General features: G+C 72.7%; 25 protein-coding genes. 17 read left to right on the top strand and 8 right to left on the bottom strand.

Going from position 1 to position 25,153, the window contains the following annotated elements:
• Window positions 1-165: 165 nt before the first annotated feature.
• The 6 genes from Cba03nite_RS35300 to ispG all read left to right on the top strand — a co-directional run bounded on the left by Cba03nite_RS35300 (window position 166) and on the right by ispG (window position 6,903).
• The gene (locus Cba03nite_RS35300; RefSeq protein ID WP_203756098.1) at window positions 166-1,320 is read left to right on the top strand and encodes an alkaline phosphatase PhoX; all 1,155 of its coding nucleotides are present in this window, start codon (window positions 166-168) and stop codon (window positions 1,318-1,320) included.
• Window positions 1,321-1,336: 16 nt separating this feature from the next.
• Entirely contained in the window at window positions 1,337-2,494 is a 1,158-nt protein-coding gene (locus Cba03nite_RS35305) for an alkaline phosphatase PhoX (protein ID WP_203756099.1), read from the top strand.
• Window positions 2,495-2,641: 147 nt separating this feature from the next.
• The gene (locus Cba03nite_RS35310; protein WP_203756101.1) at window positions 2,642-3,178 is read left to right on the top strand and encodes a GNAT family N-acetyltransferase; all 537 of its coding nucleotides are present in this window, start codon (window positions 2,642-2,644) and stop codon (window positions 3,176-3,178) included.
• Between the two features lie 134 nt (window positions 3,179-3,312).
• On the top strand, window positions 3,313-4,512 hold the full coding sequence (gene dxr, locus Cba03nite_RS35315; protein WP_203756103.1) for a 1-deoxy-D-xylulose-5-phosphate reductoisomerase: 1,200 nt from the start codon (window positions 3,313-3,315) through the stop codon (window positions 4,510-4,512).
• Window positions 4,509-5,729 (top strand): M50 family metallopeptidase, encoded by a 1,221-nt coding sequence (locus Cba03nite_RS35320; RefSeq protein WP_203756207.1) that lies wholly within the window; start codon window positions 4,509-4,511, stop codon window positions 5,727-5,729. Before dxr ends, Cba03nite_RS35320 begins: the two co-directional genes overlap by 4 nt.
• Window positions 5,730-5,736: 7 nt before the next feature.
• Complete coding sequence (gene ispG / locus Cba03nite_RS35325; protein ID WP_203756105.1) at window positions 5,737-6,903, top strand: flavodoxin-dependent (E)-4-hydroxy-3-methylbut-2-enyl-diphosphate synthase; 1,167 nt, start codon at window positions 5,737-5,739, stop codon at window positions 6,901-6,903.
• A 173-nt stretch (window positions 6,904-7,076) separates the two neighbouring features.
• Here ispG and Cba03nite_RS35330 read toward each other — a convergent pair whose 3' ends face one another.
• Entirely contained in the window at window positions 7,077-7,649 is a 573-nt protein-coding gene (locus tag Cba03nite_RS35330) for a PadR family transcriptional regulator (protein WP_203756107.1), read from the bottom strand.
• A 191-nt stretch (window positions 7,650-7,840) separates the two neighbouring features.
• Between Cba03nite_RS35330 and Cba03nite_RS35335 the strand changes: the two genes are divergently transcribed.
• Together Cba03nite_RS35335 and Cba03nite_RS35340 are read left to right on the top strand one after the other, a co-directional pair.
• Entirely contained in the window at window positions 7,841-8,677 is an 837-nt protein-coding gene (locus Cba03nite_RS35335; protein WP_203756109.1) for a GNAT family N-acetyltransferase, read from the top strand.
• 119 nt (window positions 8,678-8,796) lie between these two features.
• Window positions 8,797-9,321, top strand: coding sequence for a hypothetical protein (locus Cba03nite_RS35340; RefSeq protein WP_203756111.1), 525 nt, complete (start codon window positions 8,797-8,799; stop codon window positions 9,319-9,321).
• A 263-nt stretch (window positions 9,322-9,584) separates the two neighbouring features.
• Here Cba03nite_RS35340 and Cba03nite_RS35345 read toward each other — a convergent pair whose 3' ends face one another.
• Window positions 9,585-10,805, bottom strand: coding sequence for an NAD(P)/FAD-dependent oxidoreductase (locus Cba03nite_RS35345; RefSeq protein WP_203756114.1), 1,221 nt, complete (start codon window positions 10,803-10,805; stop codon window positions 9,585-9,587).
• Between the two features lie 129 nt (window positions 10,806-10,934).
• Here Cba03nite_RS35345 and Cba03nite_RS35350 point away from each other — a divergent pair, with 129 nt between their 5' ends.
• From Cba03nite_RS35350 to Cba03nite_RS35380, 7 genes are all read left to right on the top strand, one after another.
• On the top strand, window positions 10,935-12,278 hold the full coding sequence (locus tag Cba03nite_RS35350) for a glutamine synthetase family protein (protein WP_203756210.1): 1,344 nt from the start codon (window positions 10,935-10,937) through the stop codon (window positions 12,276-12,278).
• Between the two features lie 2 nt (window positions 12,279-12,280).
• On the top strand, window positions 12,281-13,624 hold the full coding sequence (locus tag Cba03nite_RS35355; RefSeq protein WP_239126258.1) for an aldehyde dehydrogenase family protein: 1,344 nt from the start codon (window positions 12,281-12,283) through the stop codon (window positions 13,622-13,624).
• Between the two features lie 96 nt (window positions 13,625-13,720).
• Entirely contained in the window at window positions 13,721-14,485 is a 765-nt protein-coding gene (locus Cba03nite_RS35360; RefSeq protein ID WP_203756118.1) for a 3-oxoacyl-ACP reductase, read from the top strand.
• 5 nt (window positions 14,486-14,490) lie between these two features.
• Window positions 14,491-15,234 (top strand): gamma-glutamyl-gamma-aminobutyrate hydrolase family protein, encoded by a 744-nt coding sequence (locus Cba03nite_RS35365; protein ID WP_239126254.1) that lies wholly within the window; start codon window positions 14,491-14,493, stop codon window positions 15,232-15,234.
• An 87-nt stretch (window positions 15,235-15,321) separates the two neighbouring features.
• Complete coding sequence (locus tag Cba03nite_RS35370) at window positions 15,322-15,789, top strand: pyridoxamine 5'-phosphate oxidase family protein (RefSeq protein ID WP_308442776.1); 468 nt, start codon at window positions 15,322-15,324, stop codon at window positions 15,787-15,789.
• A gap of 100 nt (window positions 15,790-15,889) precedes the next feature.
• Entirely contained in the window at window positions 15,890-16,747 is an 858-nt protein-coding gene (map, locus tag Cba03nite_RS35375) for a type I methionyl aminopeptidase (RefSeq protein ID WP_203756123.1), read from the top strand.
• 89 nt (window positions 16,748-16,836) lie between these two features.
• A complete protein-coding gene (locus Cba03nite_RS35380) occupies window positions 16,837-17,532 on the top strand; it encodes a VIT1/CCC1 transporter family protein (protein ID WP_275411637.1) in 696 nt (231 codons plus the stop codon).
• An 85-nt stretch (window positions 17,533-17,617) separates the two neighbouring features.
• Here Cba03nite_RS35380 and Cba03nite_RS35385 read toward each other — a convergent pair whose 3' ends face one another.
• The 6 genes from Cba03nite_RS35385 to Cba03nite_RS35410 all read right to left on the bottom strand — a co-directional run bounded on the left by Cba03nite_RS35385 (window position 17,618) and on the right by Cba03nite_RS35410 (window position 23,237).
• Window positions 17,618-18,082: a nitroreductase/quinone reductase family protein gene (locus Cba03nite_RS35385; protein ID WP_373315797.1), complete on the bottom strand. Its 465-nt coding sequence runs from the start codon at window positions 18,080-18,082 to the stop codon at window positions 17,618-17,620.
• A 200-nt stretch (window positions 18,083-18,282) separates the two neighbouring features.
• Window positions 18,283-20,946 (bottom strand): FtsX-like permease family protein, encoded by a 2,664-nt coding sequence (locus tag Cba03nite_RS35390; protein WP_203756132.1) that lies wholly within the window; start codon window positions 20,944-20,946, stop codon window positions 18,283-18,285.
• Entirely contained in the window at window positions 20,943-21,665 is a 723-nt protein-coding gene (locus Cba03nite_RS35395; RefSeq protein ID WP_203756133.1) for an ABC transporter ATP-binding protein, read from the bottom strand. The genes Cba03nite_RS35390 and Cba03nite_RS35395 overlap by 4 nt, the downstream gene beginning before the upstream one ends.
• Window positions 21,662-22,225, bottom strand: coding sequence for a PadR family transcriptional regulator (locus tag Cba03nite_RS35400; RefSeq protein WP_203756135.1), 564 nt, complete (start codon window positions 22,223-22,225; stop codon window positions 21,662-21,664). The genes Cba03nite_RS35395 and Cba03nite_RS35400 overlap by 4 nt, the downstream gene beginning before the upstream one ends.
• Window positions 22,226-22,272: 47 nt before the next feature.
• Entirely contained in the window at window positions 22,273-22,707 is a 435-nt protein-coding gene (locus Cba03nite_RS35405) for a ferritin-like domain-containing protein (protein WP_203756137.1), read from the bottom strand.
• Window positions 22,704-23,237 carry a hypothetical protein gene (locus Cba03nite_RS35410; protein ID WP_203756140.1) on the bottom strand — a complete coding sequence of 178 codons (534 nt, stop codon included), beginning with the start codon at window positions 23,235-23,237 and terminating at the stop codon, window positions 22,704-22,706. Before Cba03nite_RS35410 ends, Cba03nite_RS35405 begins: the two co-directional genes overlap by 4 nt.
• A 192-nt stretch (window positions 23,238-23,429) precedes the next feature.
• Between Cba03nite_RS35410 and rimP the strand changes: the two genes are divergently transcribed.
• Entirely contained in the window at window positions 23,430-24,086 is a 657-nt protein-coding gene (rimP, locus tag Cba03nite_RS35415) for a ribosome maturation factor RimP (protein ID WP_203756142.1), read from the top strand.
• Window positions 24,083-25,138 (top strand): transcription termination factor NusA, encoded by a 1,056-nt coding sequence (gene nusA, locus Cba03nite_RS35420; protein ID WP_203756145.1) that lies wholly within the window; start codon window positions 24,083-24,085, stop codon window positions 25,136-25,138. Before rimP ends, nusA begins: the two co-directional genes overlap by 4 nt.
• Window positions 25,139-25,153: the final 15 nt, after the last annotated feature.

A 25,153-nucleotide genomic window follows, 5' to 3' on the forward strand; every position in this document is an offset into this window, starting at 1 on the left:
CGCAGGTTTCGACACGAGACCGCGATCTTCGGAGGCAGAGGCCGCCGGGGAAGGGCCGGAAACCCTTGGTACACAAGGCGTTCACGCGAGCGCGGGCTGGATGACGTCCGCGGCCCCTAGCGTGCTCGATGTCACTCAAGACATCGACATGTGTGGAGGTCTACCGTGGATCGTCGTAACCTGCTGCGGGCCGGAGTCGTGGGCGGGGCCGCCGCCGCCTTCTCGGGCGCGCTGTGGAAGGAGGCGTTCGCCGCACCGGCGCAGCCGGGCCCGGGGCCGTACGGCGCGCTCCAGGCCGCCGACGCGAACGGGATCATGCTGCCGTCCGGCTTCACCAGCCGGGTGATCGCCCGCACCGGCCAGACCGTGCCCGGCACCTCCTACACCTGGCACAGCGCACCGGACGGCGGCGCCTGCTTCGCCGACGGCTCGGGCTGGATTTACGTGTCGAACTCGGAGGTCTCCTCGGGCGGCGCGTCGGCGGTGCGGTTCAACTCGGGCGGGACGGTGACGGGGGCGTACCGCATCCTGTCCGGGACCTCGACGAACTGCGCCGGCGGGCACACCCCGTGGAACACCTGGCTGTCCTGCGAGGAGACGACCACCGGGCGGGTCTGGGAGACCGACCCGTGGGGCGTGAACGCGGCGGTCGCCCGGCCCGCGATGGGCCGGTTCAAGCACGAGGCCGCCGCCTGCGACCCGGTCAACCACGTCATCTACCTGACCGAGGACCAGTCCGACGGCTGCTTCTACCGGTTCATCCCGAACACCTGGGGCAACCTGTCCGCCGGCACGCTGCAGGTGGCCAAGGGCGGCACGGGCACCGCGCTCACGCTGACCTGGGCGACCGTGCCCGACCCGGACGGCTCGCCGACCGCGACCCGCAACCAGGTCAGCGGCGTGAAGCGGTTCAACGGTGGTGAGGGCTGCTGGTACGACAACGGCATCATCTACTTCACCACCAAGGGCGACAATCGAGTCTGGGCGTACAACACGGCCACCGCGTTCATCGAGCTGGCGTACGACGACTCGCTGGTGAGCGGCACGGCCCCGCTGACCGGGGTCGACAACATCACCGGCAGCGCCACCAGCGGCGACCTGTACGTCGCCGAGGACGGGGGCAACATGGAGATCTGCGTCATCACGCCGGACGACGTGATCGCGCCGTTCCTGCGCATCACGGGGCAGGGCTCCTCGGAGATCACCGGCCCGGCGTTCAACCCGGCCGGGAACCGCTTCTACTTCTCCTCGCAGCGGGGCACCTCCGGCTCGTCGTCCGGCGGGATCACGTACGAGGTGACCGGGCCGTTCCGGTCCTGAGCGCACAGGAGGCAGGATGCGCCGTCGCGAGCTGCTGCGGGCCGGGCTGGCCGGTGCGGGCGCGGCGGCGCTGTCCGGGGTGCTGTGGCAGCGGGCGTTCGCGGCCACGGCGCTGCCCGGAGACTCGCCGTACGGCGCGCTGCGCCCGCCCGACACGAACGGCGTGGCGCTGCCGGACGGCTTCACCAGCCGGATCGTGGCCCGGTCCGGGCAGCCGGTGGGCGGCACCGGGTACACCTGGCACCGGGCGCCGGACGGCGGGGCCTGCTTCGCCGACGGCTCGGGCTGGATCTACGTGTCGAACTCGGAGATCCCCGTGGGTGGCGGCGCCTCGGCGGTGCGGTTCGCGGCGGACGGGTCGGTCGTGTCGGCGTACCGCATCCTGGCCCGGACCCGCGTGAACTGCGCGGGCGGGGCGACCCCCTGGCAGACCTGGCTGTCCTGCGAGGAGGTGTCCCACGGGCGGGTCTTCGAGACCGACCCGTGGGGGCGGCGGCCGGCGCCCGCGCGCCTGGCGATGGGCCGGTTCAAGCACGAGGCCGCCGCCTGCGACCCCGAACGGCGCGCCGTCTACCTCACCGAGGACGAGGAGGACGGCTGCCTCTACCGCTTCCTGCCGGAGACCTGGGGCGACCTGGAGCGGGGACGGCTGCAGGTGCTGTGCGCCCCGCCGGGCACCACCTCGGGGCCGGTGACCTGGCAGGACGTGCCCAGCCGGGACGGCGCCGGGGTGCCCACCCGGCGGCAGGTGCCCGCCGCGCTGCGCTTCGACGGTGGTGAGGGCTGCTGGTACGAGAGCGGCGTCTGCTACTTCACCACCAAGGGCGACGACCGGGTGTGGGCGTACGACGCGGCCGCCTCGGCGCTCGGCCTGGCCTACGACGCGGCGGCGGGCGGCACGCTGAGCGGCGTCGACAGCATCACCGGCGCGCCCCGCAACGCCGATCTGTTCGTCGCCGAGGACGGCGGCAACATGGAGATCAACGTGATCACGGCCGACGGCACGGTCGGCCCGTTCCTGCGGCTGCCCGGCCAGGACCGCTCGGAGATCACCGGGCCTGCCTTCAATCCGGCGGGCGACCGGCTCTACTTCTCGTCGCAGCGCGGCTACTCCGGCGCCCGCTCCGGCTCCGGCGGCATCACCTACGAGGTCACCGGCCCGTTCCGCGCCTGAGGCCCGATTTGTGCCGTTGACCGGCTGGTGGGCGGTCGGAATACTGCCCGGATGCAGATCCACAGCGCGGACCTCGTCGAGGTGACCCGGGTGCGGGACCACGCCGGATTCCGCCAGGCGCCGCCGAACCCTGCGGAGGTCTGAGCGATGCGCCTGGAGACGGCCCGCCTGCTGGTGCGGGAGTGGACCGACAGCCCCGCGGACCTGGACCGCAACTACGACACCTACCGGCGCGAGGAGGTGACGCGCTGGCTCGGCGCGGCCACCCCGCTGGTCAACCGGGAGCAGTCGCCGCTGCTGATGGATCGGCGCCGGGAGTACTACGCGGCCCACCCCGGCTACGGCGTCTGGGCCGTCGAGGTCCGTGCCACCGGCGTGGTCGCCGGATCGGTGCTGCTCAAGGAGATGCCGATCCCGTCCGACGGGCCGGGCCGGGGCGAGATCGAGATCGGCTGGCACCTGCACCCGGACAGCTGGGGCCATGGGTACGCCACCGAGGCGGCGCGCGCCGTGCTCGACCACGGCTGGGCGCTCGGGCTCACCGAGATCCACGCCATCGCCCGCCCCGACAACGCGCCGTCGCTGTCGGTGATGCGCCGCCTCGGCATGACCCGGGTGGGCCGCACCGACCGCTGGTACGACCTCGACGCCGAGCACTACATGATCACCAGGCCCGGCTGGTAGTGCACTTTCCCGGAAACTGCACGAATGGCCCACCGCGATTCGTGCAGTTTCCCCGAAACAGCCTGCCGAAGGAGACGGCGCTCGATGAGTAGCCCGCTCAGCGGGCGTTCAGGGGGCTCGGCGAGAATGAGGCGATGATCCCCCGCCAGATAGTTCTGCTCGGCTCCACCGGATCGATCGGCACCCAGGCGATCGACATCGTGCGGCGCAACCCGGACCGGTTCCGGGTGGTCGCGCTGGGCGCGGGCGGCGGCAACGTGGCGCTGCTGGCGCAGCAGGCGCTGGAGCTGGGGGTCGAGGCGGTCGGCGTGGCCAGGGCCAGCACCGCGCAGGACCTGCAGCTGGCGTTCTACGCCGAGGCGCAGCGGCGCGGCTGGTCGGCAGGGGAGTTCAAGCTCCCCAAGATCCTGGCCGGGCCGCAGGCGATGACGGAGCTGGCGCAGTGGCCCGCGGACATCGTGCTCAACGGCGTGGTGGGCTCGCTGGGCCTGGCGCCGACGCTGGCCGCGCTCAAGGCCGGGCGCATCCTGGCGCTGGCCAACAAGGAGTCGCTGGTCGCGGGCGGCCCGCTGGTGCGGGCGGTGGCCGCGCCGGGGCAGATCGTGCCGGTGGACAGCGAGCACTCGGCGCTGGCGCAGTGCCTGCGCGGCGGTGCGCAGTCCGAGGTGCGCAGGCTGATCCTGACGGCGAGCGGGGGCGCGTTCCGCGGCCGCCGCCGTGAGGAGCTGGGCGCGGTCACGGTCGAGGAGGCGCTCAAGCACCCGACCTGGGACATGGGCCCGGTGGTCACGATCAACTCGGCGACGCTGGTGAACAAGGGCCTCGAGGTGATCGAGGCGCACGAGCTGTTCGGGGTGGCGTACGACGACATCGAGGTGATGGTGCACCCGCAGTCGGTGCTGCACTCGCTGGTCGAGTTCACCGACGGCTCGACGCTGGCCCAGGCCAGCCCGCCGGACATGCGGCTGCCCATCGCGCTGGCGCTGGGCTGGCCGGACCGGGTGCCGTACGCGGCCGAGCCGGTCGACTGGACGCAGGCGCACAACTGGGAGCTGCGCCCGCTGGACCGGGAGGCGTTCCCGGCGGTGGAGCTGGCCAAGGCCGCGGGCCGGGCGGGGCGCTGCCGGCCGGCGATCTACAACGCCGCCAACGAGGAGTGTGTGGCGGCTTTCACAGCGGGTCGGCTACCGTTCCTGGCCATCGTCGACACCGTGGCGGAGATCGTCGACGGTGCGCCGGACTATGACGAACCGGGTACCGTCGAGGACGTGCTCGCCGCGGAGCACTGGGCGCGTACGCGCGCGCATGAACTGATCAAGGAGAAGAGCGCCTGATGAGTGTGCTGGGCATCGTCCTGTTCGCGCTCGTGATCCTGATCTCGGTCAGCCTGCACGAGGCCGGCCACATGGGCACCGCGAAGGCCTTCGGCATGCGGGTGACCCGCTACTTCGTGGGCTTCGGGCCGACCCTGTGGTCGTTCCGCCGCGGCGAGACCGAGTACGGCGTGAAGGGCATCCCGCTCGGCGGCTTCGTCAAGATCGTCGGCATGACGCCGCAGGACGAGGACGCCGACGACCCCAAGGCGATGTGGCGCTTCCCGGTATGGAAGCGCTCGGTCGTCATGTCGGCGGGCTCGGTCGTGCACTTCATCCTGGCCGGCGTGGCCATCTGGCTGCTGGCGATCTTCTCCGGCCTGCCCAACCCGGCCCTGCCGAACGGCCCCGAGTCGCAGCCCGCGGTGCTCGCCGTGCAGCCCTGCGTGGTCAAGACGCTGCCGCTGCGCGAGTGCGCCGCGAACGACCCGGCCAGCCCGGCCTCGCAGGCGGGCCTGCGCGACGGCGACAAGCTGGTCGCGGTGAACGGCAAGCCGGTGGCGACCTGGGGCGAGGCGATCGAGCAGATCCGCCCGCTGGCCGTCGGGCAGACCGCCTCGATGACCGTGGAGCGCGATGGCGGTCAGCAGACCGTGCAGATCAGCCCGGCCGAGGTCGAGCGCAAGATGACCGACGGCAGTGTGCGCAAGGTCGCCGCGATCGGCGTCGGCCTGACCTCGACCGTCCCTTACACCGTGACCTACGGCCCGGTCGATGCGGTCGGCGCGAGCGCGAAGTACGCCGGCTCGATGGTGACCGCCACGTTCGAGGCGCTCAAGCAGTTCCCGCAGCGCATCCCGGCGCTGTTCTCGGCGATCGGCGGCGCGGAGCGCGACCCGAACACCCCGATCAGCGTGGTCGGCATCAGCATCCTCGGCGGCGAGGCGGTCGAGCGCGGCGCGTGGGACATGTTCACCGCGCTGTTCATCGGATTCAACCTTTTCGTGGGTATTTTCAACCTGCTCCCGCTGCTTCCCCTCGACGGGGGACACCTGTTCATCGCGTGGTTCGAGAAGATTCGCTCATGGGTCTACGCTCGCCTGCACAAGCCCGACCCGGGCCGGGTCGACTACTTCAAGCTGATGCCGCTGACCTACACGGTCATCCTGATCTTCGGTGCGTTCACCCTGCTGACCGTCACCGCGGACCTCGTCAACCCCATCTCGATCTACAAGTGAGTGTGCTGTGACTGCGATCAACCTTGGTATGCCGGCGGCCCCTCCGGCGCCGCTCGCGCCGCGGCGGAAGAGCCGGCAGATCATGGTCGGCAGCGTGCCGGTCGGCGGCGGAGCGCCGGTCAGCGTGCAGTCGATGACGACGACGCTGACCTCTGACGTCAACTCGACCCTGCAGCAGATCGCGGAGCTGACCGCGTCCGGCTGCCAGATCGTGCGGGTGGCGGTGCCCTCGCAGGACGACGTCGAGGCGCTGCCCGCGATCGCCCGCAAGTCGCCGATCCCGGTGATCGCCGACATCCACTTCCAGCCGAAGTACGTCTTCGCGGCGATCGACGCGGGCTGCGCGGCGGTCCGGGTCAACCCGGGCAACATCCGGCAGTTCGACGACAAGGTCAAGGAGATCGCGGCGGCGGCCTCGGCGGCCGGTGTGCCGATCCGCATCGGCGTCAACGCGGGCTCGCTGGACAAGCGCCTGCTGGAGAAGTACGGCAAGCCCACCGCCGAGGCGCTGGTCGAGTCGGCGCTGTGGGAGTGCTCGCTGTTCGAGGAGCACGGCTTCCGGGACATCAAGATCAGCGTCAAGCACAACGACCCGGTCGTGATGATCAAGGCGTACCGGCAGCTCGCGCAGCAGTGCGACTACCCGCTGCACCTCGGCGTGACCGAGGCCGGCCCGGCGTTCCAGGGCACGGTCAAGTCGTCGGTGGCGTTCGGCGCGCTGCTGGCCGAGGGCATCGGCGACACCATCCGCGTGTCGCTGTCCGCCCCGCCGGTCGAGGAGATCAAGGTGGGTACGGCGATCCTGGAGGCGCTGGGCTTGAAGGAGCGCGGCCTGGAGATCGTCTCCTGCCCGTCCTGCGGTCGCGCCCAGGTCGACGTTTACACCCTCGCCGAGCAGGTCACCGCGGCCCTGGAGGGCTTCCCGGCCCCGCTGCGCGTCGCGGTCATGGGCTGCGTCGTCAACGGCCCCGGCGAGGCGCGTGAGGCCGACCTCGGCGTCGCGTCCGGCAACGGCAAGGGCCAGATCTTCGTCAAGGGCGAGGTCATCAAGACCGTGCCCGAGTCGCTGATCGTGGAGACCCTGGTCGAGGAGGCCATGAAGATCGCCGCCGACCTCGGCATCGACGTGCTCGGCGACGGCGAGCCCGTCGCCCCCGTCGTCACGGTCCACTGACCTTTCCCACTCACGCGAGCAGGCCCCGTTCCTCAGGAACGGGGCCTGCTCGCGTCTGCCCCCTCGACCCGCGCCGCCAAGATCGCGTCGATCTTGCGCGAAGTGTTGCCCTTTTGGGCGGTAGGGGCGTGTCGTCCCCACCGTTCGCGCAAGATCGGCGGGGTGGGTGGGGGTCACTCGGCGAGGATGGCGTAGAGCTTGCGCTTGGTGTCCTGGAGGGTCTCCAGGGCTTTCTGGCGCTGGGTGGGGGTGCCGGTCATGGCGACCTGGCGCAGGGCGCTCATGACGGCGAAGCCCGCCTCGCGGAACTCCTGGGCCTGGGCGACGTGGTCGGCGTCGAAGTCCTGCCAGGGGCGGCCGTGGCCGGCCTCGGTGGCGCGGTCGGCCTCGGCGCGGCCCGCCTCGGTGAGGGTGAACCGCTTGCGGCCGTCGGCCTCCTCGCTGACGATCAGGCCCTCGTCCTCCAGCAGCTGGAGGGTCGGGTAGATCGAGCCGGGGCTCGGGCGCCAGACGCCGCCCGTCCTCGTCTCCAGCTCTGAGATCATCTCGTAGCCGTGCATCGGGCGCTCCAGGAGCAGGCCCAGCACCGCCGCGCGGGTGTTGCCGCGCCGCCCGCGACCGCGGCCGTGTCCGCGCCCGCCGGGGCCGAAGCCGCCGGGGCCGAACGGGGGCCGCATCGGCCCGAAGGCGAACAGCCGGGGGTCGTGGCCGTGGTGGTCGTGCGAGCCGTGGGCGTGCTCACGCATGCCGTGTCCGTGGTGTCGTCGGAACATCTCTTCGTCCTCTTTCGTGCTGAATCTCGCGTGGTCGCGAGGCTATCTCCGATTATCGCCGTGCTGTCGGCGATACGTTAACGATATATCGGCAACGTGTCGGCGGCAAGCTTCGTTTCCCGGGTAGCAGTGGCGGGCGGCGCGGATCTCATTAGGCTGTGGTCATGCTCACCCTCCCGGTGCGGCAGCTGGCCGAAGCTGACCGCGCGGCAGTGGAACGCCTCCTGGCGGCGTACCCCATCGCGGCGGCGCAGGTGGCCGAGCGGGTGGCGCTGCGCGGACTGGGCTGGCGGGCCGACGGCCGGCTCTACGGCTACGGCAACCGCCGCCACCCCGAGGCCGTCCTGTGGTCCGGCGGCCAGGTGTCGCCGGTCGGCGCCGGTGCCGACGCCGTGGCCGCCTTCGCCGAGCTGGTGTCCGGGCAGCCGCGCGTGTGCGCCTCCCTGGTCGGCGAGGCCGACGCGGTGCTGGGCCTGTGGGAGCTGCTCCGGCCGGCCTGGGGTCCGGAACGGACGGTGCGCCGCGACCAGCCGCTCATGGTGGTGGACAACCCGCCCGCCGTGGCCGCCGATCCGCTCGTGCGGCAGGTCCGGCCCGACGAGGTCGACCTGGTCTTCCCCGCCTCGGTCGCGATGTACACCGAGGAGGTGGGCGTGTCGCCGTGCGGTGACGACGGCGGGCGCGGCTACCGGGGGCGGGTGGCGGAGCTGGTGAAGGCCGGGCGGTCGTACGCCCGCATCGTCGACGGGACAGTGGTGTTCAAAGCGGAGCTGGCCGTCGTGACCCGGCACACCGCCCAGATCCAGGGGGTATGGGTGGACCCGACCTGGCGCGGCCGGGGTTACGCGACGTCCGGCATGGCGGCGGTGGTGCGCGACGCGCTGCGCCGGGTCGCGCCGACGGTGAGCCTGTACGTCAACGACTACAACGCTCCGGCCCGGCGCGTGTACGAGCGGCTCGGGTTCCGCCAGGTCGGCACGTTCGCCACCGTCCTGTTCTGACACGCCGCGCACGACGCGCCGTAGTCACGACCATTTTCGTGACTTTGAGCACCTAGCTAACTACGTTACGTAACGATTGGTGCTGACCAGATGTTGCGGCCGGCGAGGTGAACACCCCGATGGGGCGGATCGTAAAACAGCTCTCTGAAACCACCACGAAGTACTACTGGTATCCCGGAGAGAAGCAGGAGTGGATCCGCGCCGTCGTCGCCGTCAGCAGTGGAGCGGGTGCCGCGGCACTGCTGATGATGCTGACCCGCAACAGCCTCGCGGCCGTCGTGGTCGGATGCTCGGTCACCCTCGCGGTGTCCGGATTCAACTTCGGGCGGCGGGATGCCAAGGCGCTGGCCGGGTGGCCCAAGCTCAGTGACAAGGCCGCCCGGCGGGCCGCCGTCGCCCACAGCGGACGCGCCGCCTGGCGGGCGAGCGCGCACGGCGTCGGCGGGGCGGTCGCGGCGATCGTCGTACTCAACCTCACCCACAGCGGCTGGGTCGCCGACTGGCTGCTGCCCGTCGTGCCCGCCGTGGTCGGGGCGCTCGCCCACCAGACCGGGATGGTCTGGGAGCAGCTCGCCAGCACCGTGGCCACCACCGGCCCCGCCGCCGCCCCCGCCACCCCCGCCGCCAAACCCACCGCCGACTGACCCACGCCGCGCCGCCCGTGCCGCGCCGCCCGTGCCGCCGAGGGTGATCGCGAGTTCGTGTCGGAAAGTGTGGTCTGGCCATAGGTTTCGACACGAACTGGCGATCTTCGGCTGGTGTCCGGCGCGGCTGGATGGTGAAGATCGCGGTTTCGTGTCCAAAGGTGCGGCCTGGCCTAACGTTTGGACACGAAACGCCGATCTTGGACCGGAGCGGACCGGGCCGGGCGGGGGTCAGGGTCAGGTTGAGGGCTGGGCCGGTCGGGTCAGCGGCGGAGGGTGTCGAGGGCGCGGGAGGTGGTCCAGTCGCGGTTGGCGGCGGGCGGGCCGAAGCGGTCGGGGAGGAGGGCGTCCAGCTCCCAGCTGGGGGTGCCGGACGTGATCCACTCGGCGAGGTGGCGGCCGATGCCGCCGGCCAGGGCCATGCCGTGCAGGCCGAACCCGGCCGCGATCCAGAGGCCGGGCAGGGGCGAGCGGCCCGCGAGGGGGGCGCCGTCGGGGGTGAACGCCTCGACGCCGTTCATGATCTTCACGAGCTTGGCCCGGCGCAGCTCCGGCATGCGGTCCCCGGCCAGCCGCCACAGCGGAGCGAACGCCGCGTCGTCGGGTGCGGCCAGTTCCCGGGCCTTGGCGAGGGGCTCGGCGTCGCCGGCGGGCCAGGCGGGCACGGGGTCGGGGCGGTTGCCGCCGACGATCACGGCCCCGTTCGCGGCGCGCAGGTAGAGCGACTGCTCGGGGATGCGGCAGGTGGGGGTCGTGTCCGGGTCGAGCGCGGGGTGCAGGACCTCGCTGACGCCGTACTGGTGCAGGATCGGGACGACGGGGACGACGACACCGGCCAGTGCGCCCACCGCGCCCGCCGCGGCGCCGGCCGCGTTGATCACGAGCGGCGTCTCGATGACGCCGTCGCTGGTGTGGACCGCGCGCACCCGGCCGCCGGTGGTGTCGAGGGCGGTGACGCGTACCCCCGTGCGGATCTCGACGCCGTGCGAGACCGCACCGGCGACCAGGGCGTTGACGAAGTCCTTGGGGCGGACGAAGCCCTCGCCGGGCAGCCACGCGGCGGCCTGCACGTCGGTCAGGTCGAGCCGCGGGGCCAGGCCCATGGTGGCCGACGCCCCGCGCAGCTCCAGCGGGACGCCCAGCTCGTCGGCGCGGCGGGCGAGGCGGCGCAGCTCGTCGACGTGCTGGTGGCTGAGCGCCAGCCGCAGGCCGCCGACGGCTCGCCAGCCGGGGTCGTGGCCGGTCTCGGCGCGCAGCATCGCGGCCAGCGCGGGCAGGTATCCGGTGAGCCGGGCGTGCCAGGCGGGGCCGTCGGGGCCGCGCATCGAGGTGACGAAGCCGGCCGTGTGCCAGGTGGTGCCGTCCATGAGCTCGTGCTGCTCGAGCAGCACGGTGTCGCGCCACCCGGCCCGGCCGAGGTGGTACGCCAGGGAGCAGCCGACCACGCCGCCCCCGATGATCACCGCCCGCGCACTCGCTCCCATTCGAACAGTCGTACTCGCTACCAGGCGGGAACGGAAGCCCTCCGGCCCAACTTTGCCGCGGCGCGCCGGGAGCAGTGACCCATGGGAGTTTGTTGACGGCGGGGGGTGCTGGGGGTAGGACTGGTGGGCATGTGGTCGGTGGAGCGCCTGCGCGCGATGGTGGAGGCGGGCGACATCGACACGGTGTTGCTGGCCATGACGGACATGCAGGGGCGGCTGCAGGGCAAGCGCCTGCACGCGACGTACTTCCTGGACGAGGTCGTCGGCCACGGCAGCGAGGCCTGTAACTACCTGCTCGCGGTGGACGTCGAGATGACCCCGGTGGACGGGTACGCCGTCTCCGGCTGGAACCAGGGCTACGGCGACTTCGTGCTGCGGCCGGACCTGGACACGCTGCGCCCGATCCCGTGGCTGCCGGGCACCGTGCTGATCCTGGCCGACGTGCTGTGGCTGGACGGGAGCCCGGTGGTGCAGTCGCCGCGGCAGATCCTGCGCCGCCAGCTGGACCGGCTCGCCGAGCGCGGGCTGACCGCGTACGTCGGCACGGAGCTGGAGTTCGTGGTCTACCAGGACTCCTACGAGCAGGCGGCGGCCAAGCGCTACCAGGGGCTCACCCCGGCCAACGGGTACAACGTGGACTATTCGCTGCTGGGAACGACGCGGGTCGAGCCGCTGCTGCGGGCGATCCGGCTCGGCATGGCCGGGGCGGGGCTGGCCCCGGAGAGCGCCAAGGGCGAGTGCAACCTCGGCCAGCACGAGATCGCGTTCCGCTACGCCGAGGCGCTGAAGACGGCCGACCAGCACGCGCTCTACAAGCACGGGGCCAAGGAGATCGCCGCCCAGCAGGGCATGTCGCTGACCTTCATGGCCAAGCCGAACCAGCGCGAGGGCAACTCGTGCCACATCCACTTCTCGCTGCGCGACGCGGACGGGCGGCCGGTGATGGCCGAGGGGGACCAGCTCAGCCCGCTGGGCGAGCACGTGCTCGCGGGGCTGCTGGCCAGCACGGTGGACCTGAGCATCCTCTACGCGCCGAACATCAACTCGTACAAGCGTTACCAGGCGGGCTCGTTCGCGCCGACGGCGCTGCGCTGGGGGCGGGACAACCGCACCTGCGCGCTGCGCCTGGTGGGGCACGACACCTCGCTGCGGGTGGAGCACCGGGCGCCCGGCGGTGACGTGAACCCGTACCTGGCCGTCGCGGCGATGGTGGCGGGCGCGCTGCACGGCATCGAGAACGAGCTGCCGCTGGAGCCGCTGTTCAGCGGCAACGCGTACGCCGACCCGTCCGCGCCGCGCATGCCCGCCACGCTGCGGGACGCGCTGCTGCGCTGGGAGTCCTCGGCGGTGGCGCGGGACGCGTTCGGCGACGCGGTGGTGGAGCACTACGGGCACGCCGCGCAGGTGGAGCTGGCCGCGTACGACGCGGCGGTGACGGACTGGGAACTGGTGCGGGGGTTCGAGCGGCTGTGAAGATCGTCAATCCGGTCACCGAAGAGGTCGTCGCCACGGTGGAGCCGGCCGACGCCGCGGCGGTCGACGCCGCCGTCGGGCGGGCCGCGAAGGCGTTCGAGAGCTGGCGCAACGTGTCGCCGGGGGACCGGGCGCGGCTGCTGCGCCGGTTCGCCGCCGTGGTCGACGCGCACGCCGAGGAGCTGGCGCTGCTGGAGGTGCGCAACGCCGGGCACACCATCGGCAACGCGCGCTGGGAGGCGGGCAACGTCCGCGACCTGCTCGACTACTACTCCGGCGCGCCGGAGCGGCTGTGCGGGCGGCAGATCCCGGTCGCGGGCGGGTTGGACGTGACGTTCCACGAGCCGCTGGGCGTGGTCGGCGTGATCGTGCCGTGGAACTTCCCGATGCCGATCGCGGCCTGGGGCTTCGCGCCCGCGCTCGCGGCGGGCAACACGGTGATCGTGAAACCCGCCGAGACCACGCCGCTGACCGCGCTGCGCCTGGCCGAGCTGGCCCTCGAAGCGGGGCTGCCCGAGGGCGTGCTGACGGTCCTGCCCGGCCACGGCGAGGTCGCCGGCCACGCGCTGGTGACCCATCCGGGGGTACGCAAGATCTGCTTCACCGGGTCGGTGGAGGTGGGCCGCCAGATCATGGCGGCGTGCGCGGCCGACCTGACGAGGGTGACCTTGGAGCTGGGCGGCAAGAGCTCCACCCTGCTGTTCGCCGACGCCGACCTGGAGCGGGCCGCCGCCGCGCTGCCCGGGGCCGTGTTCGACAACGCCGGGCAGGACTGCTGCGCCCGCTCCCGCCTGCTCGTGCAGCGCGAGGTGTACGACGACTTCCTCGCCCTGCTGGAGCCGCACGTGGCGGCCTGGCGCTGCGGCGACCCCATGGACCCGGCCACCGGCATGGGCCCGCTCATCACCGCCGAGCAGCGCGAACGCGTCACGGGCTACGTGGACGGCGCGAACGTGCTGATGCGCGGCGGCGCGCCGGACGGCCCCGGCTACTGGCATCCGGCCACCGTGCTGGAGACCCGGGCGGTGGACGAGCGGCACTGGCGCGAGGAGGTGTTCGGGCCGGTGCTGTCCGTGCTGCCGTTCGACACCGAGGCCGACGCGCTGCGGCTGGCCAACGACACCGAGTACGGCCTGTCCGGGTCGATCTGGACCCGCGACGTGGGCCGGGCGCTGCGGCTGGCCCGCGGGGTGGAGGCGGGGGTGCTCAGCGTCAACTCGCACAGCTCGGTGCGCTACTGGACCCCGTTCGGCGGGGCCAAGCAGTCCGGGCTGGGCCGCGAGCTGGGCCCGGACGCCCCGCTCGCGTTCACCGAGACCAAGAACGTCTTCATCTCCACGGAGTGATTCGGCAGCGCCGAGCCGCTCGCGTACCGCACGCTGTTGTTACGGCCTCGCGGGCGCCACGGCCAGGCACACAGGGAAGGGCAGGCAGGTCAGGGCATGGGGCGGTTGCAGGACCGAGTGGCGGTCATCAGCGGGGCGGCCAGCGGCATCGGCGCGGCCACCGCGCGGCGGTTCGCCGCCGAGGGCGCGTACGTGGTGGCGGTGGACCTCGCCGAGGAGGCGGGCAAGAAGATCGCCGAGGAGGTCGGCGGCGAGTTCGTGCAGTGCGACGTCTCCGACGAGACGCAGGTGCGCGAGCTGTTCGACGGCGTCGCGGCCCGGCGCGGGCGCGTGGACGTCGCGTTCAACAACGCGGGCATCTCGCCGCCCGACGACGACTCGATCCTGGACACCGGGCTCGACGCCTGGGAGCGGGTGCTGCGGGTCAACACCACCAGCGTCTACCTGTGCTGCAAGTACGCGCTGCCGCACATGCTCGCGCAGGGCAAGGGCTCGATCATCAACACGGCGAGCTTCGTGGCGCTGATGGGCGCCGCGACGAGTCAGATCGCCTACACCGCCAGCAAGGGCGGGGTGCTGGCGATGAGCCGGGAGCTGGGCGTGCAGTTCGCCCGGCAGGGGGTGCGCGTCAACGCGCTGTGCCCCGGGCCGGTGGCCACGCCGCTGCTGATGGAGCTGTTCGCGAAGGATCCGGAGCGGGCGGCTCGCCGACTCGTCCATGTGCCGATGGGCCGGTTCGCCGAGCCCGAGGAGATCGCCGCGGCGGTAGCGTTTCTCGCCAGCGACGACTCCTCATTCATCACCGCCTCGCAGTTCGTTGTGGACGGGGGCATTACCGGGGCATATGTGACGCCGTTGTGAGCGATGTGACCAGACCGTTGATCGGTATCACCACCTACGTCGAATCCGCCCGCTACAGCGTCCACGACTGTGTCGCCGCGGTGCTCCCGTGGGCGTACGTGGACCAGGTCAGCCGGGCCGGGGGCCGCCCGGTGCTCATCCCGCCGATGCCCGACGGCGGCGTCGAGGTGCTCGACGGGCTCGACGGGCTGATCGTGGCCGGGGGCGCCGACGTGGAGCCCGCCCGCTACGGCGAGACGCCCCACCCGACGGTCTACACCAGCCCGCAGCGCGACGCGGGCGAGCTGCCGCTGGTGCGCATCGCGCTGAAGACCGGCCTGCCGCTGCTCGGCGTGTGCCGGGGCATGCAGGTCATGGCCGTGGCCAGCGGCGGGCGGCTGCACCAGCACCTGCCCGAGGCGGTCGGCCACGGCGGCCACTCCACGGTCGGCCCGGTGAAGGTGTACGCCGAGCACGGCGTGCACTTCGCGACCGGGTCGCGCTGCCGCGAGATCTACGGGGCCGAGGCGGTCGTGAACTCGTACCACCACCAGGGGGTCAAGGACCCGGGGCGGATGCTGCCCACCGCGTGGTGCGCCACCGACGACCTGATCGAGGCGATCGAGCACCCCGACCACCCGTTCGCGGTCGGCGTGCAGTGGCACCCGGAGGACATGGCCGCCAACGGCCTGTTCCAGGCCCTGGTCGGCGCGGCCGCGCAACTGCGCGGGGCCCGCGGCAGCAAGACCGAGTTCTTCGCCACGGTCTGATCCCCGGCCGGCACCCGCCACATGGCGCGTCCCACGTGGCGGGTTTCGGGGCTGCCGACCGCGTGTCGCGGGAGTAGCGTCGCGGTCATGGGCCAGGTGTACGAGCAGATCGACGGCAAGATCCGTGACTTCCTCATGGCGCAGCGGGTGTTCTTCGTGGCCACCGCGCCGTCCGGGGCCGACGGGCACGTCAACGTGTCGCCCAAGGGCCTGACCGACTCGTTCGCGGTGATCGGCCCGCATCAGGTGGCGTACTACGAGTACGGCGGCTCCGGCATCGAGACCATGGCGCACCTGCGCGAGAACGGCCGCATCGTGCTCATGGTGTGCGCGTTCGACGGGCCGCCCAAGATCTACCGGCTGCACGGCCGGGGCGAGGCGGTGCTCGCCGAGGACCCGCGCGCCGCCGAGCTGATCGCGCACTTCCCGGCCCCGCCGCACGTCGGCCTGCGCAGCATCGTCGTGATCGACGTCACGCGCGTGTCGGACTCGTGCGGCTACGGCGTGCCGCTGATGTCGTACGAGGGCGACCGTGACCTGCTCGTCCGGTTCTGAGAGCACAAGACGCCGGAGCAGCGCGAGCACTACCGGGCCACGCGCAACGCGGCGAGCATCGACGGCGCCCCGATGTTCGCCGAGCGCTAGAGTTCAGGGCATGAACGGCCGTGCCACGCTGACCCCAGGCAAGCTCTCCCCGTGGCGGGAGGTGCCCGCGCACATCCCGCGCCCCGAGTACGTCGGCCGCAAGCAGCCCAAGCGCTGGGACGGCCCGCTCACCCAGGACGCGGAGTCGATCGAGAAGATGCGCGTCGCCGGGCGGATCGCGGCCCAGGCCGTGCAGCTCGCCGGCGAGCACTGCAAGCCGGGCGTGACCACCGACGAGATCGACCGGCTGGTGCACGAGTTCCTGCTCGACCACGACGCGTACCCGTCGACGCTGGGCTACAAAGGCTTCCCGAAGTCCTGCTGCACCAGCCTCAACGAGGTCATCTGCCATGGCATCCCGGACACCACGGTGATCCAGGACGGCGACATCATCAACGTGGACGTGACGGCGTTCAAGGACGGCGTGCACGGCGACACCGACGCCACCTTCTGCGTCGGCAACGTCGACGAGGAGGCCCGGCTGCTGGTCGAGCGCACCCACGAGGCGCTCATGCGCGGCATCAAGGCGGTCGCGCCGGGCCGCCCGATCAACGTCATCGGCCGGGTCATCGAGTCGTACGCCAAGCGCTTCGGCTACGGCGTGGTGCGCGACTTCGGCGGGCACGGCATCGGGCAGTCGTTCCACAGCGGACTGTTCATCCCGCACTACGACAACCCGAACGCGGACACGATCATGGAGGTCGGCATGACCTTCACCATCGAGCCGATGATCACGCTCGGCACGATCGCGTACGAGACCTGGAAGGACACCTGGACGGTGGTCACCAAGGACCGCCGCTGGACCGCCCAGTTCGAGCACACGCTGGTCGTCACCGAGTCGGGCGCGGACATCCTCACCCTGCCGTGAACCCGGACAAGCCCGACCCCGCCCTCGGCACCGAGCCCGCGCCCGGCGCCGGGCTGCCTGCTGCCGGGCTTCCAGACGCCGAGACGGCGCTGCCGCCGATCGACCACGAGCACGCCGACGTCTCCGGCGGCTGGCTGCGCGCGGCGGTGTTCGGGGCGATGGACGGGCTGGTCTCCAACATCGGCCTCATCGCCGGTGTCGGCGGCGCCGGGGTGGGCTCGCAGACGGTGGTGCTCACCGGCGTGGCGGGCCTGGTCGCGGGCGCGATCTCGATGGCGCTCGGCGAGTACGCCAGCGTCCGCACCGCCAACGAGCAGATCGACGCCGAGGTCGCCAAGGAGCGGCGGGAGCTGCGCCGCAACCCCGCCGCCGAGGCGGCCGAGCTGGCCCAGCGCTGGATCGAGCGGGGCATCTCGCCGGAGCTGGCCCGGCAGCTGGCGGAGGACCTGCGCGCCCAGCCCGACGAGGCGCTGCGCATGCACGTCCGCGAGGAGCTGGGCATCGACCCGGACAGCAAGCCGAGCCCGTGGACGGCGGCGTTCTCGTCGTTCGTCTGCTTCTCCATCGGCGCGCTGATCCCGCTGCTGAGCTACCTGGCGGGCAGCGACTCGCTCCAGGTCGCGCTGGCCGTCGGCGGCATCGGCCTGTTCGTGGTCGGCGCGCTGACCGCCCGCTTCACCCACCGCCGCTGGTGGGCCGCGGGCCTGCGCCAGCTCCTGCTCGGCGCGGCCGCCGCCGGCGCCACCTACCTCATCGGCGCCGCCATCGGCGTCACCACCGCATAAGGAAGGGCACCTTCTTAACGGATTCCGTAGAGGAAGGTGCCCTTATTAACGCCTGCCGCCGCCAGGCGGCCCGGGAGGCGGCCCGTCAGCGGGGGATCAGGCTGAAGACGCGGATCACGCGGTTCGAGGCGCGCTGCTGGTACGTCGTGTACGCCGGCCAGACCTCCAGCAGCAGCTTCAGCAGCCGTTCCCGCTGCTCGCCGGTGGCCAGCTCGCCGCGCACCGGGATCTCCCGGCCGCCGAGCGTGACGACGGCGTCGGGGTTGGCGAGCAGGTTCGCCGACCAGGCCGGGTGGCTCTGCTGGCCCCAGTTGGAGCCGATCACCACGAAGTGGTCGCCGTCGCGGGCGTAGGCCAAGGGCTGGGTGCGCGGCAGGCCGGACTTCTTGCCGGTGGTGGTGATGATCAGCGTGGGGATCAGGCCCAGGGCGACGACCCGGCCCTTGGTGAGTTTCGCGACGGTGCGGTCGAGCGGCACGAGGACCCGGCCCGCTCGGGCGAACCAGGTGCGGTGGCCCAGGTAGCGGGCGAGGCGTCTCAGCATCGGCACAGTGTGCCGCAGCCGGTGCCGGCACGGAAGACCACCCGGCGACGGGTGTTGATCGCGAGTTCGTGTCAAGATCTGCGGTCCAGCTGCACTTTTGGACACGAACTCGCGATCAAGCCCCGGTCTGCCGCGAGCGCCCCCGCCGGGGAGGGTTAAGAAGGGCACCTTCCTCTACGCATAGCGTTAAGAAGGTGCCCTTCCTTTCATAGGCGGCGTTCGATGGGGAGGCGGGAGCGGGTGAGCAGGCCCGCGCCGAGCATGGCGACCAGGGGGACCGAGAGGACGATGGCCAGGGTGTCCCAGGGGAGGGTCAGGGTCATCGGGACCTGGTCCTGGTGGGCGAGACCGCGGCTGGAGTTGACCGCGGCGACCAGGGCCGCGGCGGTGCCGAGGCCCGCCAGGACGCCCAGCAGGGCGCCCAGGCCGGAGATGACGCCGGACTGGCTCAGCGACAGCAGCCGGCGCACCCGGGGGCTCGCGCCGACCGCGCCGAGGGTGGCGAGGTCCGGGCGGCTGTCCGCGGCGGTGAGGCCCGTGGCGACCCCGGCCGCGCCCAGCGCGACGAGCGCCGCGATCACCCCGAGGATCCAGATGATCGGCTCCTCGCGGAACTGCGGGCCCCGCTCGACGGTCAGCGACAGCTGCGTGCTGAGCTCCCGGAGGCGGCCGGTCAGCTGCTCGGCCTCCGAGCCGGTCAGCACGTGGTCGAGGGACGCCGCCACATCGCCGGGGCGGACCGCGAGACCGTGCGCGCGCACCAGGCCGGGGGAGACGACGAACGAGGCGGCCATGTCGTCGCCGGCCAGCACGGCGGCGGGCACTGGCACGGTGGGCAGGTCGTACGGATCGTCCACGGGCGGCCCGTCGACGAGCGCGACCGCGACCTTGCCGTCCACGACGTAGCGCGGATCGTCGACGACGATGCCACCGGCTTCCAGCACGGCCCGCGCCTTCGCCAGCTCGGCGGGCGGGGCGCTGCTGAGGGCGCTCAGGCCGCTGCCGTCGTCCACCGCGACGTAGAACGCCCAGCTGCCGCTGAAGCCGCGGCAGCGCGGGTCGTTCTCGTCGGGCTCCGTGGGGACGCCCGGCTGCGGATCCACCCAGGCGGGGCAGCGCTCCGCCGGGGGGAGGACCGGGTACGCGCCGCAGTCGCGCTCGCCCGGTTCGGCGGGCCCGGCGCAGGCGACGTGGGAGAACACGTGCGGATCGGCACCGGGCACGGTCTCGCGGATCGCCGCCAGGACCTTGGCGGTGTCGGGCCGCCGGCCGTCCTCGCTCGGGAACCCGACCGCGAAGTGGCCGAGCGGCAGCTGGGGGTCGTAGTTGTCGTACGCGTTCTGCGCCTCGCTGCCGATGAAGGCGCCGATGGCGACGGCCCCGGCGACGGCGGCCATCACCGCCGAGATCGCCGGGGCGGCCGCCCCACGGTTGCGGGCCGTGTCGCGCAGCGCGATCCGGGGCGCGAGCGGCAGCCACCGGCCGGTCCGGGAGATCAGCCCGACCAGCGACGGGGTGAGCAGCACCAGGCCCAGTTCGCCGATGACGAGGCCGCCGAGGATCACGTTGACCTGTGAGCCGAGCGCGCCCACGATCGCGATCACCGCACCGGCGGCGGCCATGGCCAGGCCCAGGGTGATCCAGCGCTTGCGGGAGCGGACCACGCCCCGGCGGCCGGCCAGCACGGTGGTCACCGACTGCCGGGCGGCGGTGAACGCGGGCACCATCGCGGCGAGCAGGCCGGTGCCGACCGCGAGCACGACGATGCCGAGCTGGGCGAGCGGCAGGAAGCGCCAGCCGCCCGAGCGCGCGTCGACCAGGTACTCCTCGATCAGCGGGCGCAGCGCGGTGGCCGCCGCCACGCCGAGCACGATGCCGCCGACCGCGGCGGCCAGGCCGAGCACGATGCCGTCGGCCAGCACGATGCGCCGCAGGTGGGCGGGGGTGCCGCCGGTAGCGGCGACGAGCGCCAGATCACGGCTGCGGCGCCGGGCGCCGACCGCGAAGGCCGGGCCGGCCAGCAGCACGATCTCCAGGATGATCAGGCCGATCAGGACCACGCCCAGGCTGAGCTCCTCGACCTGCGGGCCGGTGCCGTACACGAAGCGCGGGTCGGTCGGCGGCGGGTCGAGCACGACGGCGCGGCTGCGTACCACCAGGCCGTGGGTGTTGAGCTGCTGCACGTCGGCCCACAGCAGCGGCGCCGGGGTGTCCGCCAGGAAGACCGGGTAGCCTGCGGCGGTTTCGTCGGACGGCAGGACCACCGTGTCGTTCAGGTCGTCCGGGAACTCCACCAGCGCCGTGACCTGGTACGTCCGGTCGGGCTGCACCAGGCGCAGCGTGCTGCCGGGCCGGAGGTCCATGCGCCGGGCGAGGCGGGCGTTGACGGCGATCTCGCCGTCCCCGCGCGGCGCCGTGCCCTCCAGCAGGGTCACCATGCCCGCGAGCTGCGGGTCGGCGACGTCGAGGATGCGGCTGGTGACGCCGATGACCCCGCTGGCGGTGTAGACCTCGACGAAGTCCTCCGTCACCTGGGTGAGGCGCGAGCCCGCGGGCAGCATCCGGAGCAACTCTTCGGCGGTGCCGGTGTCCTTGCTGGGCTCCCCGTCGTAGCTGTAGCTGTTTCCGTCGGGGGCCTGCGCCAGCGGCCCGTCGGCGACCCACTGCACGCGGGCGTCGTAGCGGCCGAGTTCGCGGTCCAGCTGCTCGGCCGGGGTCAGCTCGTTCATGTCGTAGACCGTCGCGGCGAACGACAGCCCCAGTGCGGGCAGCCCGAGCATGGCGATGACCAGCAGCGAGCGACCCCGGTTGCGGCGGGCGTCGCGCCGGGCGATGCGCAGCGCGGGCAGCCAGCCGCGCAGCCACCTCATGACGCGGTCTCCAGCAGCTGCTCGGGCTGGGTCAGCGGGCCGGAGGCGTCGACCACCCGGCCGTCCCGCAGGAAGATCACCCGGTCGGCCCAGGCGGCGTGCCGGGCCTCGTGGGTGACCAGCACGGCGGCGGCCCCGGCGTCGACGCGGGCGCGCAGCAGGCGCAGCACCGCCTCGCCGGTCACCGAGTCCAGCGCGCCGGTGGGCTCGTCGGCCAGCACCAGGCGGCGCTGCCCGACCAGGGCGCGGGCGATGGCGACGCGCTGCTGCTGGCCGCCGGACATCTCGTCGGGGAAGCGGTCGGCGTACCCGGTCAGCTCGACCTCGGCCAGCGCGGCCTCGGCCAGCGGGCGGGACTTGCGCGCGGAGACGCCCTCCAGCTCCAGCGGCAGCGCCACGTTCTCCGCCGCGGTGAGGCTGGGCAGCAGGTTGAGCGCCTGGAACACGTAGCCGACGCTGCGGCGGCGCAGCGCGGCCAGCTGGGGGCGGCGCAGCGTGGACAGGGCGGTGTCCTCGACCAGCACCTCGCCGGAGTCGGGACTGTCGAGCCCGCCCGCCAGGTTGAGCAGGGTCGACTTGCCGGAGCCGGACGGGCCCATCACGGCGACCAGCTCGCCGGCGTGCACGCTGACGGTGACCCCGGCCAGGGCGTGCACGGCGGCCTCGCCGGTGCCGTGGGTGCGGTGCACGTCGCGGAGCTGCAGGACGGCGGTGCTCATACCTCGGCCTCCCGGGTGGCGTCGTCGTGCTGGGGGAGCGGTGCGGGGGCGGGCCTGTCGTAGCGCACCAGGGCGGTCTCGCAGTGGTCGAGCCAGCGCAGCTCGGCCTCGGACTGGAAGATCATGGCCTCCAGCACCAGGCGCCAGGGCAGCTCCGCGTCGCTGCGCTTGAGGCGGGTGTACTCCTGCAGCGCGCGCATGGTGGCGGTGCGCTGGGTCTGCACCACCGCCTGCACGTCGATGCCGGGGGTGGTCAGCGCGAGCGCCAGCTTGATGGCCAGCTCGTCGCGGGGCCGGTCGGCGCGGGCGATCGGGGTGGCGAACCAGAGCGTGAGCTCCGTGCGCCCGTCAGGCGTGATCTCGTACGGGCGCTGCCCCCCGTCGTTCTCCGGCAGCGCGCGTACCAGGCCGTCGCGTTCGAGGCGGTTGAGAGTGGTGTAGACCTGGCCGATGTTGAGCGGCCAGGTGGAGCCGGTGGAGTCTTCGAACTCGGCCCGCAACTGGTAGCCGTAGCGGGGCCCGCGTTCGAGCAGGGCGAGCAAACCATGCCGGATGGACATGGCTACTGAGTATGCATACTCGGTATGCGGGTTTCAACCCGCCCTGGTCACTGCGCCTTGCGCCCCGGATAGGGCACCGTTGCCGGGGCGACCCCGGCGCGCCGCCGCCAGCGCGTGGCCCGCACCGCCGCGTCGGTGTACCCGGTCAGCACCTGGCGCCGCAGTTCGCCCTCGGCGTCGGCCAGCGCCGCCCGCCAGCTGGCCGCGACCCCGTCCTCCACGTACGCGGCGAGCTTCAGCGCGGCGGCCCGGTCGGCCAGCGGGAACGGCAGCGCGTAACCCGGCTCGGCGACCGGCGCCTCGGCCTTCAGCTCGGCCAGGCGCAGCAGCAGCGCGTCCCGGCGGGCGCGGTGCGCCTCCTCGCCCGTGCGCGCCTCCTTCTGCCCTGCCTTGTCGAGGAGCACGCCGAGGCGCCCGTAGGCATAGATGGCGCTGTGCTCGGCGGCCAGCGCCGTCTGCAACCGTTCGGCCAGGGTCGTCATGCGAGCACCTCCACGTGGGTGGCGCGGGCGGCGGCGATCTCGCCGACCAGGACGGCTCGCACGGTGGTGGTGCTCACACACGCCTCGGCGGCCTGCTTGGCGGCCGAGGCCTCCGCGGTGCGCAGCGTGGCCAGGATCTTCTTCCGGTCGCCGTCGACCGGGGCGGCGCTGGGCAGGCTGAACGAGCTCGGCGAGGGCTTGGGGCTCATGATCGCCTCCAGGGCCGCCGCGTGCGCCTTGTGCGTGTCGCGCAGCGGCGTGAGCAGGGCGGTCAGCGTGGTGTCCGCGGCCAGCGCGGCGTCGTACGACGCGACCAGCGCGTGGGTGCCCGCGAGCAGGCCGGTCAGCGCGTCCGGCGGGGGCGGCGCGTCCGGCCCGCCGAACAGGTCGCAGCCCGCCAGCGCCGGTGCGGCCACGCCCGCGACCGCGGCCGCCGCTCCGGCTCGCAGCAGCCCACGTCGATTCGGCCGGAAGCCGCCCGGCCCGCTATGATCATTTGCCCGCGTACGCACCGCGCCAGTCTTCCTCATCCGGGCGGGCTCCGCTAACCGTCGTTCCCGTGTCGGGCCGCTGGTGGGGACTCCTCGGGGTCCGCCGTCCGGGCGGGCCGCCGGGACGGGTCACCCGTGCCGCGCGTGCCCGCAGCGCGCCGCTGGTAGTTGCCGCGTGCTCGCGGGTTACGCTCTGCGCAGTCGATGTATCACCGAGAGGGGTGCCCTCAGATGGCTCAGCGTGGCCGCGCCTCAGGCAGGCAGACCGGCCGCCCGGCCGCCCGCCCGGCCGCACCGGCCCCAGCCCGGACCGCTCCGGCGGAACTGGCCGCCCGGCGCGCCCGGTTACAGGCCGTGATCGAGCCGGTGGTCACGGAGACCGGCTACGACCTGGAGGAGCTCTCCGTCAAGCAGGTCGGCCGGCGGCACCTGGTCCGCGTGATCATCGACGGCGACGGCGGCGTCGGCCTGGACGCGATCGCCGACGTCTCCCGCGCGGTGTCGCGGGCGCTGGACGACGCGGAGGCGTCCGGCCGTGAACTGATCATGGGCGAGTACCAGCTGGAGGTCTCCTCGCCCGGCGTGGACCGGCCGCTCACGCTGCCGCGGCACTGGACGCGCAACGTCGGCCGCCTGGTCAAGGTCAAGGCGGGCGAGAAGACGCTGACCGGCCGCGTGGTGGACGCCGACGACACGGGCATCACGCTCGACGTGGACGGCAGGGAGCACGCGTTCGAGTACGGCGCGCTGGGCCCGGGCCGGGTCCAGGTCGAGTTCAAGCGGATGAATGAGATCTCCGATGAGGAGCTCGCCGAGTTCGACGACGACTCGTCCGACGACGAGGAGCCGGACGACGGCGAGCCGGACGACGAAGGGGAAGAGCGGTGAACATCGATCTGGCGGCGCTGCGCGCGCTGGCACGCGACAAGGAGATCTCCGAGGAGACCATCCTGCAGGCAATCGAGTCTGCGCTGCTCACCGCGTATCGGCACACGGAGGGCGCGCAGTCGCACGCCCGCGTGGAGATCAACCGGCAGTCCGGCGCGGCCGTGGTGTACGCGCAGGAGTACGGCCCCGAGGGCGAGCTGCTGCGGGAGTGGGACGACACCCCGCACGACTTCGGCCGGATCGCGGCGATGACCGCCAAGCAGGTCATCCTGCAGCGGCTGCGCGAGGCGACCGACGAGGTGCACTTCGGCGAGTACGTCAACCGCGACGGGGACCTGGTCACCGGCGTGATCCAGGCGCACGAGACGCGCTCGGAGAAGGGCATCGTCTCGGTGGACCTGGGCAAGGTCGAGGCCGTGCTGCCGCAGTCGGAGCAGGTGCCGGGGGAGACCTACCCGCACGGCCAGCGCATCCGCTGCGTGGTGGTGCACGTCGCCAAGAGCTTCCGCGGCCCGCAGGTCACCCTGTCCCGCTCCCACCCGGCGCTGGTGAAGAAGCTGTTCGCGCTGGAGGTGCCCGAGATCGCCGACGGCACGGTGGAGATCGCCGCGATCGCCCGTGAGGCGGGTCACCGCACCAAGATCGCCGTACGCTCGACGGTCCCGGGGGTCAACCCGAAGGGCGCCTGCATCGGCCCGATGGGCCAGCGGGTGCGCGCGGTCATGAGTGAACTGCACGGCGAGAAGATCGACATCATCGACTGGTCGGAGGACCCGGCCGAGTTCGTGGGCAACGCGCTGTCGCCCGCGAAGGCGCTGAAGGTCGAAGTGGTGGATCTCGCAGCCCGTGCGGCGCGCGTCACGGTGCCCGACTACCAGCTGTCTCTCGCGATCGGCCGGGAAGGGCAGAATGCCAGGCTGGCTGCCCGTCTGACCGGTTGGCGCATCGACATCCGCTCCGATGCGGCCGACTCCGGGGCGGCCGCGCCGCGCGGTCCGCGGGCTGCGGCTGATCACGAGACGGAGCCAGGCGGCACCCCGGTCTCCGCTTAGGGGTAGACTTTCCCG

Source organism: Catellatospora bangladeshensis, from assembly GCF_016862575.1.
Taxonomy (GTDB): Bacteria; Actinomycetota; Actinomycetes; order Mycobacteriales; family Micromonosporaceae; genus Catellatospora; species Catellatospora bangladeshensis.